The sequence below is a fragment of the Maricaulis sp. genome, from assembly GCF_017643475.1.
In the GTDB taxonomy this organism is placed as follows: domain Bacteria; phylum Pseudomonadota; class Alphaproteobacteria; order Caulobacterales; family Maricaulaceae; genus Maricaulis.
The window spans coordinates 352,446-365,271 of record NZ_JAEPNI010000003.1; the positions used below are offsets into that span (position 1 = coordinate 352,446).

The following is a 12,826-nucleotide window of genomic DNA, read 5'->3' on the forward strand; positions in this document are numbered from 1 at the left end:
ACCTACCACCACTTCTCCGGTTTGGCGTTGAAGCCGGCCGCATCCTCGATGGCGTGGCCGACCTTGAACATGGTTTCCTCGTCCAGGGCGCGGGTAATGATCTGCAGCCCCAGCGGCAGGCCATCCTTGTCCGTGCCCGCCGGAACCGACATCGCCGGTACACCGGCCAGGTTTGCGGTCACCGTGAAGACGTCATTGAGATACATCGCGATCGGATCATCGGACTTGGAGCCCAGCGCAAAGGCCGCAGACGGTGCCGAGGGCGTCAGGATGGCATCGACGGTCTGGAAGGCCTTGTCAAAATCCTCGAGGATGCGCGTGCGCACTTTCTGGGCGCGCAGGTAATACGCGTCATAATATCCGGCCGACAGCACATAGGTGCCGATCATGATGCGGCGCTGGACCTCGTGACCGAAACCGGCCGCGCGGGTGTTTTCATAGACGGCCGTCAGGTCTTCACCCTCTTCACGCAGGCCGTAACGCATGCCGTCATAACGTGCGAGATTGGACGACGCTTCGGCCGGCGCCACGATGTAATAGGCCGGCAGAGCGTATTTCGTGTGCGGCAGGGTGATGTCGACAATCTCGCAGCCAGCAGCCTTGAGCCACTCGATACCCTGTTGCCAGGCCTTCTCGATCTCTTCCGGCATGCCATCGACGCGATATTCCTTGGGAACACCGATCTTGAGACCCTTCACGGACTGGCCACAGGCCGCAACGAAGTTCGGAACGTCGTTCGGCAGCGAGGTGGAATCCTTGGGATCATGCCCGGACATGGCCTGCAGCATGATCGCGCTGTCCTTGACCGTCTTGGCGAACGGACCCGGGTGATCCAGCGAGGACGCAAAGGCAATCGTGCCCCAGCGCGACGTCCGCCCATAGGTCGCCTTGACGCCAACCGTACCGGTGAAGGCCGCCGGCTGACGGATGGAACCGCCGGTATCCGTGCCGGTGGCGCCGAAACAGAGATCTGCTGCGACAGCGGCCGCAGAACCGCCGGAAGACCCGCCCGGGGTCAGCATCTCACCATTGGCACCCGTCCAGGGATTGTTGACCGGGCCGGTATTGGCCGTCTCGTTGGAGGAGCCCATGGCGAACTCGTCCATAGAGGTCTTGCACAGGAAGACACCGCCATTGCCCCACAGGGTGGATGTCACAGTAGACTCATAGGTCGGCTTGAAATCCTTGAGGATGTTCGAGGAGGCCGTCGTGGAGACGCCTTCAACCGCGAACAGGTCCTTGATGGCGATCGGCGCACCTTCAATCAGACCGCCCTCACCCTTGGCCAGCTTCTCGTCGGACGCCGCCGCCATGGCCAGCGTCTTGTCCTCGTCAAACGCCGTGAAGGCATTCAGCGCCGGTTGTGCGGCCTGTGCGGCTGCCAGGGCGTCTTTGGCCAACTCGGTCGCCGAGACCTCCTTGGCCTTCAGCTTGGTCGTCACCTCATCGAGGGAAAGTTTGAGAAGATCACTCATTTGAGCTTATCCGATCTTGTCTGAGCCAGCGGTCTCGCCGGCAATCGATTTTTCGTAAAACACATTGTCTTCGGTGGCGCGGTACTCACCGAAGGCGTCGCAGGGCGCAAAGCCGTGACTGGTGTAGAGCGCGATCGCTGCGTCGGAGCGCGATCCGGTTTCCAGCACCAGTTTGGAATAGCCCTCGGAACGGGCCCAGTTCTCGACACGGGAAAGGATGGCGCGGCTGGCACCACTGCGCCGTGCGGCGGGACGCGTGAAAAAGCGTTTCAGCTCCACACGATCCTTGTCCAGTGGCACACCGGCCCCACAGCCCAGCACCTTATCGCCCGAACGCGCAATCAGGAAACACGCGCCGTTCGATGCCAGCGTTTCCGCAGGCATGTGATGGCAGTGCTCCGGCGGGTAGATGTCAAGCATCGTCGCATTGAGCTCGTCAATCAGCGCCCTGGCGTCTGGCGAGGTCGGGTCCTCGCGGCATATGTCGATCCGGGCCGTCACGGCCTATTCGACAGATTTCGGCACGACAAAGAAGCCCTCATCGGACTTCGGCGCATTGGCAAGCACACGCTCGCGACAATCACCATCAGTGACGTTATCCACGCGTTGCGGCAGTGGGAATTTGACCGGCGTGGTCATGGCTTCAACGCCCTCCACGTCAACCTCATTGAGTTGCTCGATCCAGTTCAGGATCCCGTTCAGTTCACCCGTCAGGGCATCCAGCCGGTCTTCAGGCTCGGCAATGCGCGCCAGCCGCGCAATGCGGCGTACGTCGTCAGCGGTCACGGACATTGGAAATCACTCCGGATAGTCGAAGCGGAGTGAGTAGCAAGGCGATTTCGCTGGTGCAAGAAAGAGGCGCGGCTCAGCGGGTATTTGCCTGCGAAATGCTGGTCTTTTGTGCATTTTCGCCCGACCGGGCGGCAACCATTCGCAAAGCGGGTTTGCAAGCGCCCGGCTTGCGTGCCCGACAAATCGGCGTAGACAGACGCCATGCCCATTCTCGAACTCGCAGAATTGCCCGAGGGCGCCCTGATCGCCCTGGACCCGGGAACCAAGACAATCGGTGTTGCTGCCTGTGGTGCCTCGCGCGGTATTCCCATGGCGGTGGAAACCATCAAGCGCACCAAGTTTCGCCAGGACGCCGACCGGGTCTTCCAGCTCTATGACGAACGCGAGGCCGAGGCGATTGTTATCGGACTGCCTGTAAACATGGACGGATCGGAAGGCCCGCGCGCCCAGTCCGCCCGCGCCATGGCGCGCAATCTCTGCCAGATCCGCGACGTGCCGGTCGCCTTCCAGGACGAACGCCTCTCAACCTTCGAGGCGCAGGAAAAACTCATCTCCGCCGGCGTCCGCCGCGACAAGCGCAAGGACATCATCGATGCTCACGCGGCGGCGAACATCCTTCAAAGCGCGCTCGACAGACTGGAGATGCTCGGCGAATGAGTTCGATCGCGACTGCCCTGCTGCCCGTATTCGGTGTGATCTTTGTCGGCTGGCTCCTGCGCCGCTCGGGCTTGTTGCCCGACAGCAGCTGGGGGCCGATCTCCCGCCTCGCCTATCTCGGCCTCTCTCCCGCCATCCTGTTCACATCCATCGCCAGAGCCGATCTCAGCTCCATCCAGCTGGGCCCGTTCATGCTGGCAGCCGTGGGGGGCTTTCTGGGCATGGCGGCCATTACACTGGCCATCCGCCCCCTGCTCAATATCCCCGGCCCGACCTATACCAGCCTGTTCCAGGCGACCTGCCGCTGGAACGGCCTTTTGATCCTGGCTATTGCCATCGCGATGTTCGGCACCGAGGGTGAAGTCCTGGTCGCCTTGATCATGGCGGCCTCTATCCCGCTGGTGAACATGGAGTGCGTGGCCGCGTTATCCGTCTGGGGCGATGGCGCCAAGCCGGACTGGCGTTCGGTCATCTATCGCATCCTCACCAACCCGCTGATTCTCGGATCCGGCGCCGGTGGGCTGGTCAATGTGCTCGACATACCAATTCCCGAACCAGCCTGGGACACGATCCACCTGATGGGCCAGGCCGCCCTGCCACTGATCCTGCTGGCCGTCGGGGCCGGGCTCAATTTCACGGCGATGAAAGCGCGTCCGCGCCTGCTCGGCCTGTCGGTTTTCCTGAAACTGATGATCGCGCCGCTCGTCTTCTATGGACTTGGCCTTGCGCTGGGCGTTGAAGGGGTTGCCCTGACCGTGCTCCTGCTGACCGGTGCCTCGCCCGGTGCAGCCTCCGCCTATGTGCTGGCCAAGCAGATGGGCGGCGACGCGCCCTACTCCGCCGGCGACATCACAGCGTCCGCCCTGTTCTGCTTCATCACCATCCCGTTCTGGCTCTGGCTGTTGGGCTAGTCGCCCAGGCAATAGCGCTCGCCTTCATCCGCCAATCCGAAGCCGGCATCCAGCACCTGCTGACGCTCGGGGCTGTCGGGAAAGCGCACCGGATTGGTGTGGTTGAAATGGATGAAGCGCACCTTGGCCTTCTCCGTCGCCGGCAGATCGGCAAACCGCGCCATTGAGTGTGTGATGAACGGATGCGGGAAACCACTCATATCGCGCCCGGGAATTTCCCCATTGGCGAAAAACGTCGCGTCCAGATAGGCCACATCGACCGAGGCGATCATGTCCTCGATGCGTGTGCCCTCTTCATCCCATTCCTCCCAGCTGTCGATATCGGGCAGGAACAGGGCGGAACGATCCGGTCCGTCGATGCTGAACCCGACCACTTCGGTATATTCCTGGCGATGCGGCACTAGGAAGGGGGTCACCGTCAATCCGGCTACGTCAGCGCCCTCACCTTCACGCAGATCCTGCAAGGCGATATTGCCGTACCGAACCAGCTGTTCCCAGGGCCCGCTGGTCGACAGGTATTGCGCCATTTGCGGCATCGCGAAAACGGGAACACCCTGGGCGCCCATGCTCTCGAAACCCAGGAACATCAGGCCCGTGTAATGGCCCATATGGCCATGCGTCAGGAAGATTCCATCCAGACCGGGCCGCGCCTCTGTCATCATCACCTGATCCAGCCGATAAAGCTGTTCCCGCAGGTCGGGCGTGGCTTCGAACAGCAGGCGCTGGCCTGTGTCGTGATTGACCACCCCCAGCGAAGTCGCCAGTCGCCTCAGCTCGGGATTGCTCCAGGCCGGGTCAGCGGAATTGCCAAATTGCGGAGCGCCACCATCCTGGGCGACGCCCAGCACCACGAGTTCAGTCGTGCAGGTTAGCACTGCAGGTTCAGCAGCTATGAGCGCAAGCGATAGTGCGACAGACAACATGCCGGGAAGGTGCGCCGCTCACTGCGAACGGTCAAGCCGAAGCGCGGTGGCGCGAACTGATCAACCCACCCCCACCACCTCACTGCGGCGTTCCATCCAGGCGATATCACGCCATTTTCCCTTCATCGGGCCAAAACCCATTTTGCCGATACGTTTGCGATAGCCCAGCAGTTCGAACCCACAGGCCTCGTGAAGACGGATGGAGGCTTCGTTCTCCCGCATGATACCCGCGACCAGCGTCCACAGCCCTTCCGCTTCCGAAGCCTCGACCAGCGCCATCAGCAAGGCCTTGCCGATCCCCTGACCGCGCGCTGCCGCGGCGATATAAATCGTCAACTCGGCCACACCGCCATAGACACAGCGCGAGGACATCGGGCTGAGGACGGCCCAGCCGAGCACATCCCCGCTGTCGCCCTGCGCAACCAGTCGGGGTCTGGCCAGCTTGCCTGCATCAAACTTCGCCCAGTCGGCGGGATCCCGTTCAAAAGTGGCGTGACCTGTATCAATGCCTTCCTGGTAGATCTGCAGAACGGCGTCCGCGTCAGCGCTCGTCATCGGGCGAATGGTTGGCATGTCTCGACCCCTTTTCAAATCCTCGCCAAAAGATGTGGCCGCTCTTGCCTCCCAGCGCAACGTTCCCTATACCGCCGCAAACATTTTTGGGCCTTTGTGACTTGGGAGGCAGGATGACCCGCGCGGCATTCTCCTATGATTTCCCGCACCGCCACCTGGTTTCGGTGGCTGATCTCAACCCCGTTGATATTTCCCTGATCTTTGAACGTGCCGAACACTGGCGCGCGATCAACAGGACGCCGGACAAGTCTTCCGACGCCCTGAAGGGATTGACGGTGCTGAACCTGTTTTTCGAGGCGTCGACCCGGACCCAGGGCAGTTTCGAGATGGCTGCCAAACGGCTTGGCGCCGATGTGGTCAATTTCGCCATCGCCCACTCCTCTGCCTCCAAGGGCGAGAGCCTCTCTGACACGGCGCGCACACTGGCCGCCATGCAGCCGGACATCATGGTGGTGCGCCACTCCGCGACCGGCGCTCCACGATTCCTGGCCGAGCGCACCGGCCTCTCCGTGATCAATGCCGGTGATGGCATGCACCAGCACCCGACCCAGGGCCTGCTCGACGTCTTCACCATGACCCGTCACTGGGGTTCGGTCGGCGGGCGCCGCATCCTGATCATCGGCGATATCCTGCACAGCCGCGTTGCCCGCTCGAATATCGGTCTCCTGTCAATGCTGGGCGCGGATATCCGCGTCTGTGCCCCGCCCACGCTCTTGCCGACTGATATTGATCAGTGGGGCGTGGATGTCTTCCACGAGCTGGAAGACGCCGTCACCGATTGTGATGCCATCATGGCCCTGCGCCAGCAGAAGGAACGCATGTCCGGCGGCTTCATTCCGTCCGGCCGCGAATTCTTCCACCTCTTCGGCCTCAGCCACGAGACCATCAAAAGCGCCAAGCCCGACGTGCTGATCATGCATCCCGGCCCGATGAACCGCGGGGTCGAGATCCACACCAAGCTCGCCGATGACCCGGACCGTTCGGTGATCATGGAGCAAGTGGAAAACGGTGTCGCCGTCCGCATGGCTGTGCTGGAGTTGATCGGTGCCAATATCCGCAAGGAGGCCGCGGCATGAGTTCAAGTTTCGCGATCACCAATGCGCGTCTGGTCGACCCGGCGAGCGATTATGACGGCCCCGGTGGCGTCCTCGTCGAGAACGGGCTGATCGCCCAGATCGGCGAAGAACTCGATCTGAATTCTGCTGACGACATCGTCGATGCGGGCGGAAAGATCCTGGCGCCAGCGTTGATCGATCTGCGTGCCTCCAAGGAGCCCGCTCTTACCCCGGATGGTGAAAACCAGGCCAGCCTTGCTGCAGGCGCCGCTGCGGGCGGTTTCGGAACCGTGGTTCTGGCCCCCAATGATCACTCGCCGCTGCAGACCGCAGGCGGTTTCGCCGGTATGACCCGCAGCCTCGGCCAGCATGGGATCCGCGTCCTTTCCGCAGCAGCCGCCACCCAGGATCTCGCGGGCGAGAACATGGCCGAGATCGGCCTGATGGCAAAAGCCGGCGCGGCCTATGTCTCCAATGGCGACCACACCATCGCAGACAGTCGTGTCCTGCGCCGGGTGCTGAGTTATTCCAGTCAGTTTGACCTGTGGCTCGCCCTGCGCGCGGCCGAACCGGGCCTCAGCCGTGGTGCCGTCGCGACCGAAAGCGACTGGTCCGCGCGTTTCGGCCTGCCGTCCGAACCGACCATGGCCGAGCGCATCGCCATCGACCGGGCCGCATCGATCGCCGCCCTGTCCGGCGGCAAGCTGATGGTGGACCGCGTCTCCACCGCGGACGGCCTGGCTGCTATCCGTGATGCCCGCAAGCGCGATATCGAGATCGCCGCGACTTGCGCTATCGCGCATCTGACGCTCAACGAGGTAGACGCCGGAGGGCTCGACAGCGCTTTCCGGATCGATCCACCCCTGCGTCTGGAAGATGATCGGCGTGCCCTGGTCGCTGCCATCGCCGATGGCGAGATTGATGCCATCGTCTCCGACCACCGCCCCACCCCGTTCGACGACAAGGGCGAACCCTTCGCGCTTGCCATTCCGGGTACGCTCGCCCTGGAAACGCTGCTGGCCTCGCTGCTGGCCCTCGTTCATGACGAGGAGCTCAGCCTGGTCGAGGCCCTGCGCCCGCTGACCATCGGCCCTGCCGACCTTCTGGGCCTGCCCCAGGGGCGCTTGAGCACCGGTGCTCCGGCGGACCTGGTTCTGATCGATGGCGACAAGCCATGGGTCTGTAATCCCGATGATTTCCAGTCTCCGCGCGGGAATAGCGCCTGGTCCGGACGCCGCTTTATCGGACGCGTGGCACAAACTTTCGTCGACGGACAATCGATTCACAACTATAACGGGTGACGTTATGGACCTGCTTATTCCAGCCATTGCAGCCATTGGCGGCTATCTCCTGGGCTCCATCCCGTTCGGGCTTGTCCTGACCCGGTTGGCCGGCCTCGGCGATATCCGCGAGATCGGTTCCGGCAATATCGGTGCGACCAATGTCCTGCGCACTGGGCGCAAGGATCTCGCCGCCGCGACACTGATACTCGATGCCGGCAAGGCGGGCATTGCCGCCGCGATTTTCGGCTATGTCTTCGACCCGACAGCCGGCCTGATCGCCGGTGGATTTGCCTTTGCAGGTCATTGTTATCCAGTCTGGCTGGGCTTCAAGGGCGGCAAGGGTGTCGCCACCTTTGTCGGTACCATGCTGGTCGTCTACTGGCCGCTTGGCCTGGTGGTGATCGGAACCTGGCTCGCCATGGCGGCCCTGTTCCGGATTTCCTCGCTGTCCGCCCTGATCGCTGCGCTTGCGGCGCCGATTACAGCCTATGCGATCGGACGCTCAGACGTTGCCATAATGGCGGGCCTTCTGACGGTCCTGATCTACTGGCTGCACCGCGCCAATATCGAACGCATCCTCAAGGGCGAGGAACCGCGCATTGGCGACAAGAAAAAATCCGAACAAACAGACAAGGACGGGGCGGAAACGGAGGAAAATTGAGCCAGACCAAGCTCGACCACCATAACCGCCTTGCCGCGCTCCGACTCGCCCGGACGCCGCGCCTGGGACCTGTCACCTATCTCAAACTGCTCAACCGCTACACCAGCCCGAGCGCCGCACTTGAAGCTTTGCCTGAACTTGTGCGCGCCAAGCGGCTCAAGGGCTTTGACATTCCCGGCGAAGGCCAGGCTCTCTCTGAACTGGAATACCTCGCCGAGACCGGTGTCACACTCTTCCTGCTGGGCGATGCCGCCTATCCGCACGCCCTCTCCCTGATCCCCGATCCGCCGATAGCGCTGATCGCGCATGGCCGCACCGAGCTGCTCGCACGCCTGGCCTGCGGCATGGTCGGATCGCGCAATGCCTCAGCTGCCGGCCGCCGCCTCGCCCGGGACCTCGCGCGGGAGCTTAGCGAGAACGATATCTGCGTCATCTCCGGCCTCGCCCGGGGCATAGATGGCGCAGCGCACGAGGGCGCCCTGCCTGCCGGTACAATTGCCGCGGTTGCCGGCGGAGTGGACATCATCTACCCGCCTGAACACCGCAAACTGCACGAGCAGATCGCAGATGAAGGCCTGATCGTCTCGGAAATGCCTATGGGAACTCGTCCGGTCGCCCGCGATTTTCCGCGGCGAAACCGCATCATTTCGGGCTTGTCGCTGGGCACGCTAGTGATAGAAGCCGCGCTGCAATCAGGCTCGCTGATCACAGCACGACTTGCCGGGGAACAGGGGCGCGAGGTCATGGCCCTCCCAGGTTCGCCGCTTGACCCGCGCGCCCGTGGCACCAATCGCCTCTTGCGAGACGGAGCCCATCTCGTCGAAACCGCCGAGGATGTGCTGGCCATCCTGCACGGCTCCAGCCTGCGTCCGAGCTGTGTGCGCGAAGCGGACACCACGGAGCTCTTCCCGCTGGATCAGGATTTTCCGGACGAGAACGCCCGAGGGACTGAGGCCCAGAAAACCGTTTCTGTCGCGGCAGCCTCCAGCCTGGCTACAGCGAGAGATGACCGCTCGATCTCCGATCAGCCGGACTCGGCCGGTCCAGCCGCCCTGGAAGACCTGCTCTCCTTTACCCCGATCTCGATTGATGAACTGGCTCGGCAGTCCGACCAGCCGCTGGGCCGGATACAGGCCGATTTGCTAGAACTGGAACTCGAGGGGCGTGTCGCCATGACGGCCGGCGGGCTGGTGCAGAAGACGGACGCGTCCTAACGCGCGTCTATGCCTTCCATCTCGACCATTTGAGCGGCCACCTCGATGAGACTACAGGATCGGTCCAGCCCCGCGTGATAGGCGCGCTCGCTGATCCGACGCAGATCCTCAGCCAGGTCAATGGTCTCTGCCCGGGCCGTGATGGCCGGCGGAAGCTTCTGCCCGAAGAGATCTGTACCCAGGGCGGCTCTACGCTGAAAGATACGCGAAAGGCTCATATTCCCCTCCACCAATCATTGAGAGGAAATTACTATTTTAACGTGCATTTCGCAAGCTGCACTCGCGCGCTATCGATTGCGCAGGAATTCCATAACGATTTCCTTGGCTTCCTGAACCTGCCTTGCCAACGCGGGCGAGCCTTCGCCCGTATCGGGGTGCAGTTTCTTCATTAGGCGACGATGCGCTGCGACGACATCATCCTCGTTTGCACTGCGGTCCAGTCCGAGAGTTTCAAACGCCTCATCAAGCGACATGCGAACACGACCAGGAGATGAAGTCCTGCGCTGCTCCTGGCCGCCAGCGCCCGGGCGCGAACCGCGCAGAGCCTGCGTCAGAATACCCAATCCCATCAAACCTATCGGCCCGCCAAGAACGGGAGCTCCACGCAGGCTAAGCAATACACCGGCCGTTACGGCCCCACCCGCGAGCAGGTAACGCACCATTTTCGCCGCCTTCTCCGTCTTCATTCGGGAGAACCACCAGGCAGCGCCCAGAAAACCCAGAAAAGCGAGCAGGCCGAGAGATAATGCTGTCATGTCAGAACGGGATGTTTTGCCCTTCCAGGCCGGCGAGTTTGAGCACGATCAGCAGATCCCGCAATTCCTGGCGCGCGGCGACATGGCTCATGGTGAACTGAACCGTTGAACCATTCTCGGTCAGGTCCAGCAGGGTCAGCCCCAACGGAAACAGTTCGCGATAGATCACACGCTCGGCAAAACCGGGCGCCAGGCGGAAGCCGATGCGTTGGGAGAGCATTTTCAGCCCTTCACCGACACGGCGCTTGTTGCGGGCATCCAGCATGGCCATGCGATTGCGCATGACGACCCAGTCGATGGAGGTTTTCTCAAGCGCAGCCTTGCGCTTGCGGCATTCCCAGACCATCTCGCTGTAAACGCTTGGCTTGCCCACCTGGTAGGTGTCCGGATCGATCTCCGCCAACAGGTCGAAATCGACAAAACTGTCATTGACCGGCGTGATGATCGTGTCAGCCGATGAATGGGCCAGACGTGAATAGTGCGTGTCCGCACCCGGCGCATCGATGATAATGAAATCATTGTGCGTCTTGAGATCAGACAGGAGATCGGAGAAACGCTCCAGCTCCTCGGCCTCGGCGATATCGAGATCACGGGCAGAGCTGGGGCTCAACAGGACTTCGGCGGGTTGCGGCAGTTCGACATTGCGACGGCGCGACCACTCACGGCGGTTGGCCAGATAACGTCCGAACGTGCGTTGGCGCAGATCCAGGTCAATTGCGCCGACACTCTTGCCCATGCGCAGAAGCGCGATAGCAAGATGCATGGCCACGGTCGACTTGCCCGCACCGCCCTTCTCGTTTCCGACAACGATCACGTGGGCGGCAGCGACACCGTCACGTACGCGACCAATAGGTCGGGATGGCAATTTGAAATTCGAATGCACCGTCATGTCCGAAACACTACTTCTCCCGGCTCTCGATCAATACCGCGCGATACACATCTGGCTGTGATTTCGGGGTTGCCGGAAAGACTATTCGGCCAGCGTCCGGCCCGAAAAGTCAACGGGCATGCAATAGATGTCATGATCCCGCAAACTCGCGCACAGCGCCGCAGCATCGCGCCGTGTATCAAACGGCCCCGCCTTCAGGCGCAGAAATTCTCCTCGCCCCTCGATATTGCGTCGCTCAAGCCGCGCTTCAAGAGCGGCCAGCTCGGTATGGGCCTCAGCCAGCTCACGCCAGCCCGATATGGCGTTGTCTTCGATCCGGTAGGATGCCAGATGAACGCCGTGACGCAGGCTCGGCGCATTCATGATATCGACCGGTGGTGTCGGCGGCGCGACATCCTCGACTTCCGCCGGAACAGGATCCGGTGGAAACAACACGGCGGCGAGCGCCTGCAGTTCAGCATCAACCCCAGCCAGGCGATCCGGATCAAAACGGGCCAGGTGGGCAAGCTCGACCGAAGTGCGTTCAGCGAGAGCGGCGGACTGTGTCGGCGCGACGGTGGGCTGGAGCGTGATCTGGTTCGCATCCGTCGTCGTCATGCATCCGCCGACGAGGAGCAAACTGGCTGTAACTGCAATTCTTTTCATGTGACGGCTTCTAGACCGAGTCGTTCGGCTTGCCTCCCTCATCGCTTATGAGTAAGCCGTCCCAATCCGTTTTACGAGACCACCATGCTCACCCAGCAAATTCCACACGCCACCACCCTCTCCGCTCTGCGCACCCGTATCAAATCCTGGCGCCAGGACGGACAGACTGTGGGCTTTGTCCCGACCATGGGCGCGCTGCATGACGGTCACCTCTCGCTGGTCCGCCTGGCCAAGGCCCATTGCGACAAGGTCGTTGCCAGCGTCTTCGTCAATCCGGCTCAGTTCGCCGAAGGTGAGGATTTTGACGCCTATCCACGCGCGGTCATCGACGACTCCGCGAAGCTGGCGCTGGAAAAATGCGACCTGGTCTACCTGCCGGAACGCGAGGCGATGTATCCGGACGGCTTTGCCAGCGAGATTATCGTCAAGGGCGCCGCTGAAGGCCTGGAAAGCGACAGCCGCCCCCACTTTTTCAATGGTGTGGCGACCGTGGTATGCAAACTCTTCAACCAGGTCAGGCCCGACGTCGCCGTGTTCGGCGAGAAGGATTATCAACAGCTGCAGGTCATCCGGCAGATGGTGCGCGATCTCGATCTCGGCATCGACATTATTCCCGGCGAGATCGTGCGTGAAAAGGACGGCCTGGCCATGTCCTCGCGCAATGCCTACCTGTCCGAGGAAAACCGCGCCCGTGCAGCAGAGCTGAACAAGATCATCTTTGCCCTCGCAGCGGAACTGCGCCAGGGAGAGCCGCTGAATGCTGCCCTGGAAACAGCACGTGCCAGCGCAGAAAACGCTTTCGACGCAGTTGATTACCTGGATGTCCGAAATGCGAAAACCCTGGCCAGGTTCGATGGCGACACGCTCGACGGACCGGCACGGGTCCTGGCTACGGTGCGCCTGGGCGAAACACGCCTGCTGGACAATTGCGCAGTCTAGCCTTTCTCCTGCCCGAATTGACGCTAATCTGACCTCTGCGACACCATCGGGGAC

Annotated in this window: 16 protein-coding genes; 7 read left to right on the top strand and 9 right to left on the bottom strand. The window is 62.1% G+C overall.

Annotated features, from left to right (window positions below; translation table 11 throughout):
• Positions 1 to 2: 2 nt before the first annotated feature.
• The 3 genes from gatA to gatC are packed head-to-tail and all read right to left on the bottom strand — an operon-like array spanning position 3 to position 2,267.
• A complete protein-coding gene (gene gatA, locus JJ889_RS13135) occupies positions 3 to 1,475 on the bottom strand; it encodes an Asp-tRNA(Asn)/Glu-tRNA(Gln) amidotransferase subunit GatA (RefSeq protein ID WP_291895820.1) in 1,473 nt (490 codons plus the stop codon).
• A gap of 6 nt (positions 1,476 to 1,481) precedes the next feature.
• Complete coding sequence (locus tag JJ889_RS13140; protein ID WP_291895821.1) at positions 1,482 to 1,976, bottom strand: GNAT family N-acetyltransferase; 495 nt, start codon at positions 1,974 to 1,976, stop codon at positions 1,482 to 1,484.
• Between the two features lie 3 nt (positions 1,977 to 1,979).
• Positions 1,980 to 2,267 (bottom strand): Asp-tRNA(Asn)/Glu-tRNA(Gln) amidotransferase subunit GatC, encoded by a 288-nt coding sequence (gene gatC / locus JJ889_RS13145; RefSeq protein WP_291895822.1) that lies wholly within the window; start codon positions 2,265 to 2,267, stop codon positions 1,980 to 1,982.
• Between the two features lie 201 nt (positions 2,268 to 2,468).
• Between gatC and ruvX the strand changes: the two genes are divergently transcribed.
• Both ruvX and JJ889_RS13155 read left to right on the top strand, forming a co-directional pair.
• The gene (ruvX, locus tag JJ889_RS13150) at positions 2,469 to 2,924 is read left to right on the top strand and encodes a Holliday junction resolvase RuvX (protein ID WP_291895824.1); all 456 of its coding nucleotides are present in this window, start codon (positions 2,469 to 2,471) and stop codon (positions 2,922 to 2,924) included.
• On the top strand, positions 2,921 to 3,835 hold the full coding sequence (locus tag JJ889_RS13155) for an AEC family transporter (protein WP_291895826.1): 915 nt from the start codon (positions 2,921 to 2,923) through the stop codon (positions 3,833 to 3,835). The genes ruvX and JJ889_RS13155 overlap by 4 nt, the downstream gene beginning before the upstream one ends.
• Here JJ889_RS13155 and JJ889_RS13160 read toward each other — a convergent pair.
• Positions 3,832 to 4,758: an MBL fold metallo-hydrolase gene (locus tag JJ889_RS13160; protein ID WP_291895828.1), complete on the bottom strand. Its 927-nt coding sequence runs from the start codon at positions 4,756 to 4,758 to the stop codon at positions 3,832 to 3,834. The genes JJ889_RS13155 and JJ889_RS13160 overlap by 4 nt on opposite strands.
• A 60-nt stretch (positions 4,759 to 4,818) precedes the next feature.
• A complete protein-coding gene (locus tag JJ889_RS13165; protein ID WP_291895830.1) occupies positions 4,819 to 5,331 on the bottom strand; it encodes a GNAT family N-acetyltransferase in 513 nt (170 codons plus the stop codon).
• Between the two features lie 113 nt (positions 5,332 to 5,444).
• Here JJ889_RS13165 and JJ889_RS13170 point away from each other — a divergent pair, with 113 nt between their 5' ends.
• The 4 genes from JJ889_RS13170 to dprA are packed head-to-tail and all read left to right on the top strand — an operon-like array spanning position 5,445 to position 9,544.
• Positions 5,445 to 6,407 (top strand): aspartate carbamoyltransferase catalytic subunit, encoded by a 963-nt coding sequence (locus JJ889_RS13170; RefSeq protein WP_291895833.1) that lies wholly within the window; start codon positions 5,445 to 5,447, stop codon positions 6,405 to 6,407.
• The gene (locus JJ889_RS13175) at positions 6,404 to 7,687 is read left to right on the top strand and encodes a dihydroorotase family protein (RefSeq protein WP_291895835.1); all 1,284 of its coding nucleotides are present in this window, start codon (positions 6,404 to 6,406) and stop codon (positions 7,685 to 7,687) included. Before JJ889_RS13170 ends, JJ889_RS13175 begins: the two co-directional genes overlap by 4 nt.
• A gap of 4 nt (positions 7,688 to 7,691) precedes the next feature.
• Entirely contained in the window at positions 7,692 to 8,330 is a 639-nt protein-coding gene (gene plsY / locus JJ889_RS13180; protein ID WP_291895838.1) for a glycerol-3-phosphate 1-O-acyltransferase PlsY, read from the top strand.
• Positions 8,327 to 9,544 (top strand): DNA-processing protein DprA, encoded by a 1,218-nt coding sequence (gene dprA / locus JJ889_RS13185; protein ID WP_291895840.1) that lies wholly within the window; start codon positions 8,327 to 8,329, stop codon positions 9,542 to 9,544. The genes plsY and dprA overlap by 4 nt, the downstream gene beginning before the upstream one ends.
• On the opposite strand, the gene JJ889_RS13190 is transcribed toward dprA, so the two are convergent.
• The 4 genes from JJ889_RS13190 to JJ889_RS13205 form a co-directional block, all read right to left on the bottom strand.
• Complete coding sequence (locus JJ889_RS13190) at positions 9,541 to 9,762, bottom strand: hypothetical protein (protein ID WP_291895842.1); 222 nt, start codon at positions 9,760 to 9,762, stop codon at positions 9,541 to 9,543. The genes dprA and JJ889_RS13190 overlap by 4 nt on opposite strands.
• Positions 9,763 to 9,831: 69 nt before the next feature.
• On the bottom strand, positions 9,832 to 10,299 hold the full coding sequence (locus JJ889_RS13195) for a J domain-containing protein (RefSeq protein ID WP_291895844.1): 468 nt from the start codon (positions 10,297 to 10,299) through the stop codon (positions 9,832 to 9,834).
• 1 nt (position 10,300) lies between these two features.
• Entirely contained in the window at positions 10,301 to 11,188 is an 888-nt protein-coding gene (locus JJ889_RS13200; protein WP_291895846.1) for a division plane positioning ATPase MipZ, read from the bottom strand.
• 81 nt (positions 11,189 to 11,269) lie between these two features.
• The gene (locus JJ889_RS13205) at positions 11,270 to 11,833 is read right to left on the bottom strand and encodes an SPOR domain-containing protein (RefSeq protein ID WP_291895847.1); all 564 of its coding nucleotides are present in this window, start codon (positions 11,831 to 11,833) and stop codon (positions 11,270 to 11,272) included.
• 84 nt (positions 11,834 to 11,917) lie between these two features.
• Between JJ889_RS13205 and panC the strand changes: the two genes are divergently transcribed.
• A complete protein-coding gene (gene panC, locus JJ889_RS13210) occupies positions 11,918 to 12,772 on the top strand; it encodes a pantoate--beta-alanine ligase (RefSeq protein ID WP_291895848.1) in 855 nt (284 codons plus the stop codon).
• The last annotated feature ends 54 nt before the right edge of the window (positions 12,773 to 12,826 follow it).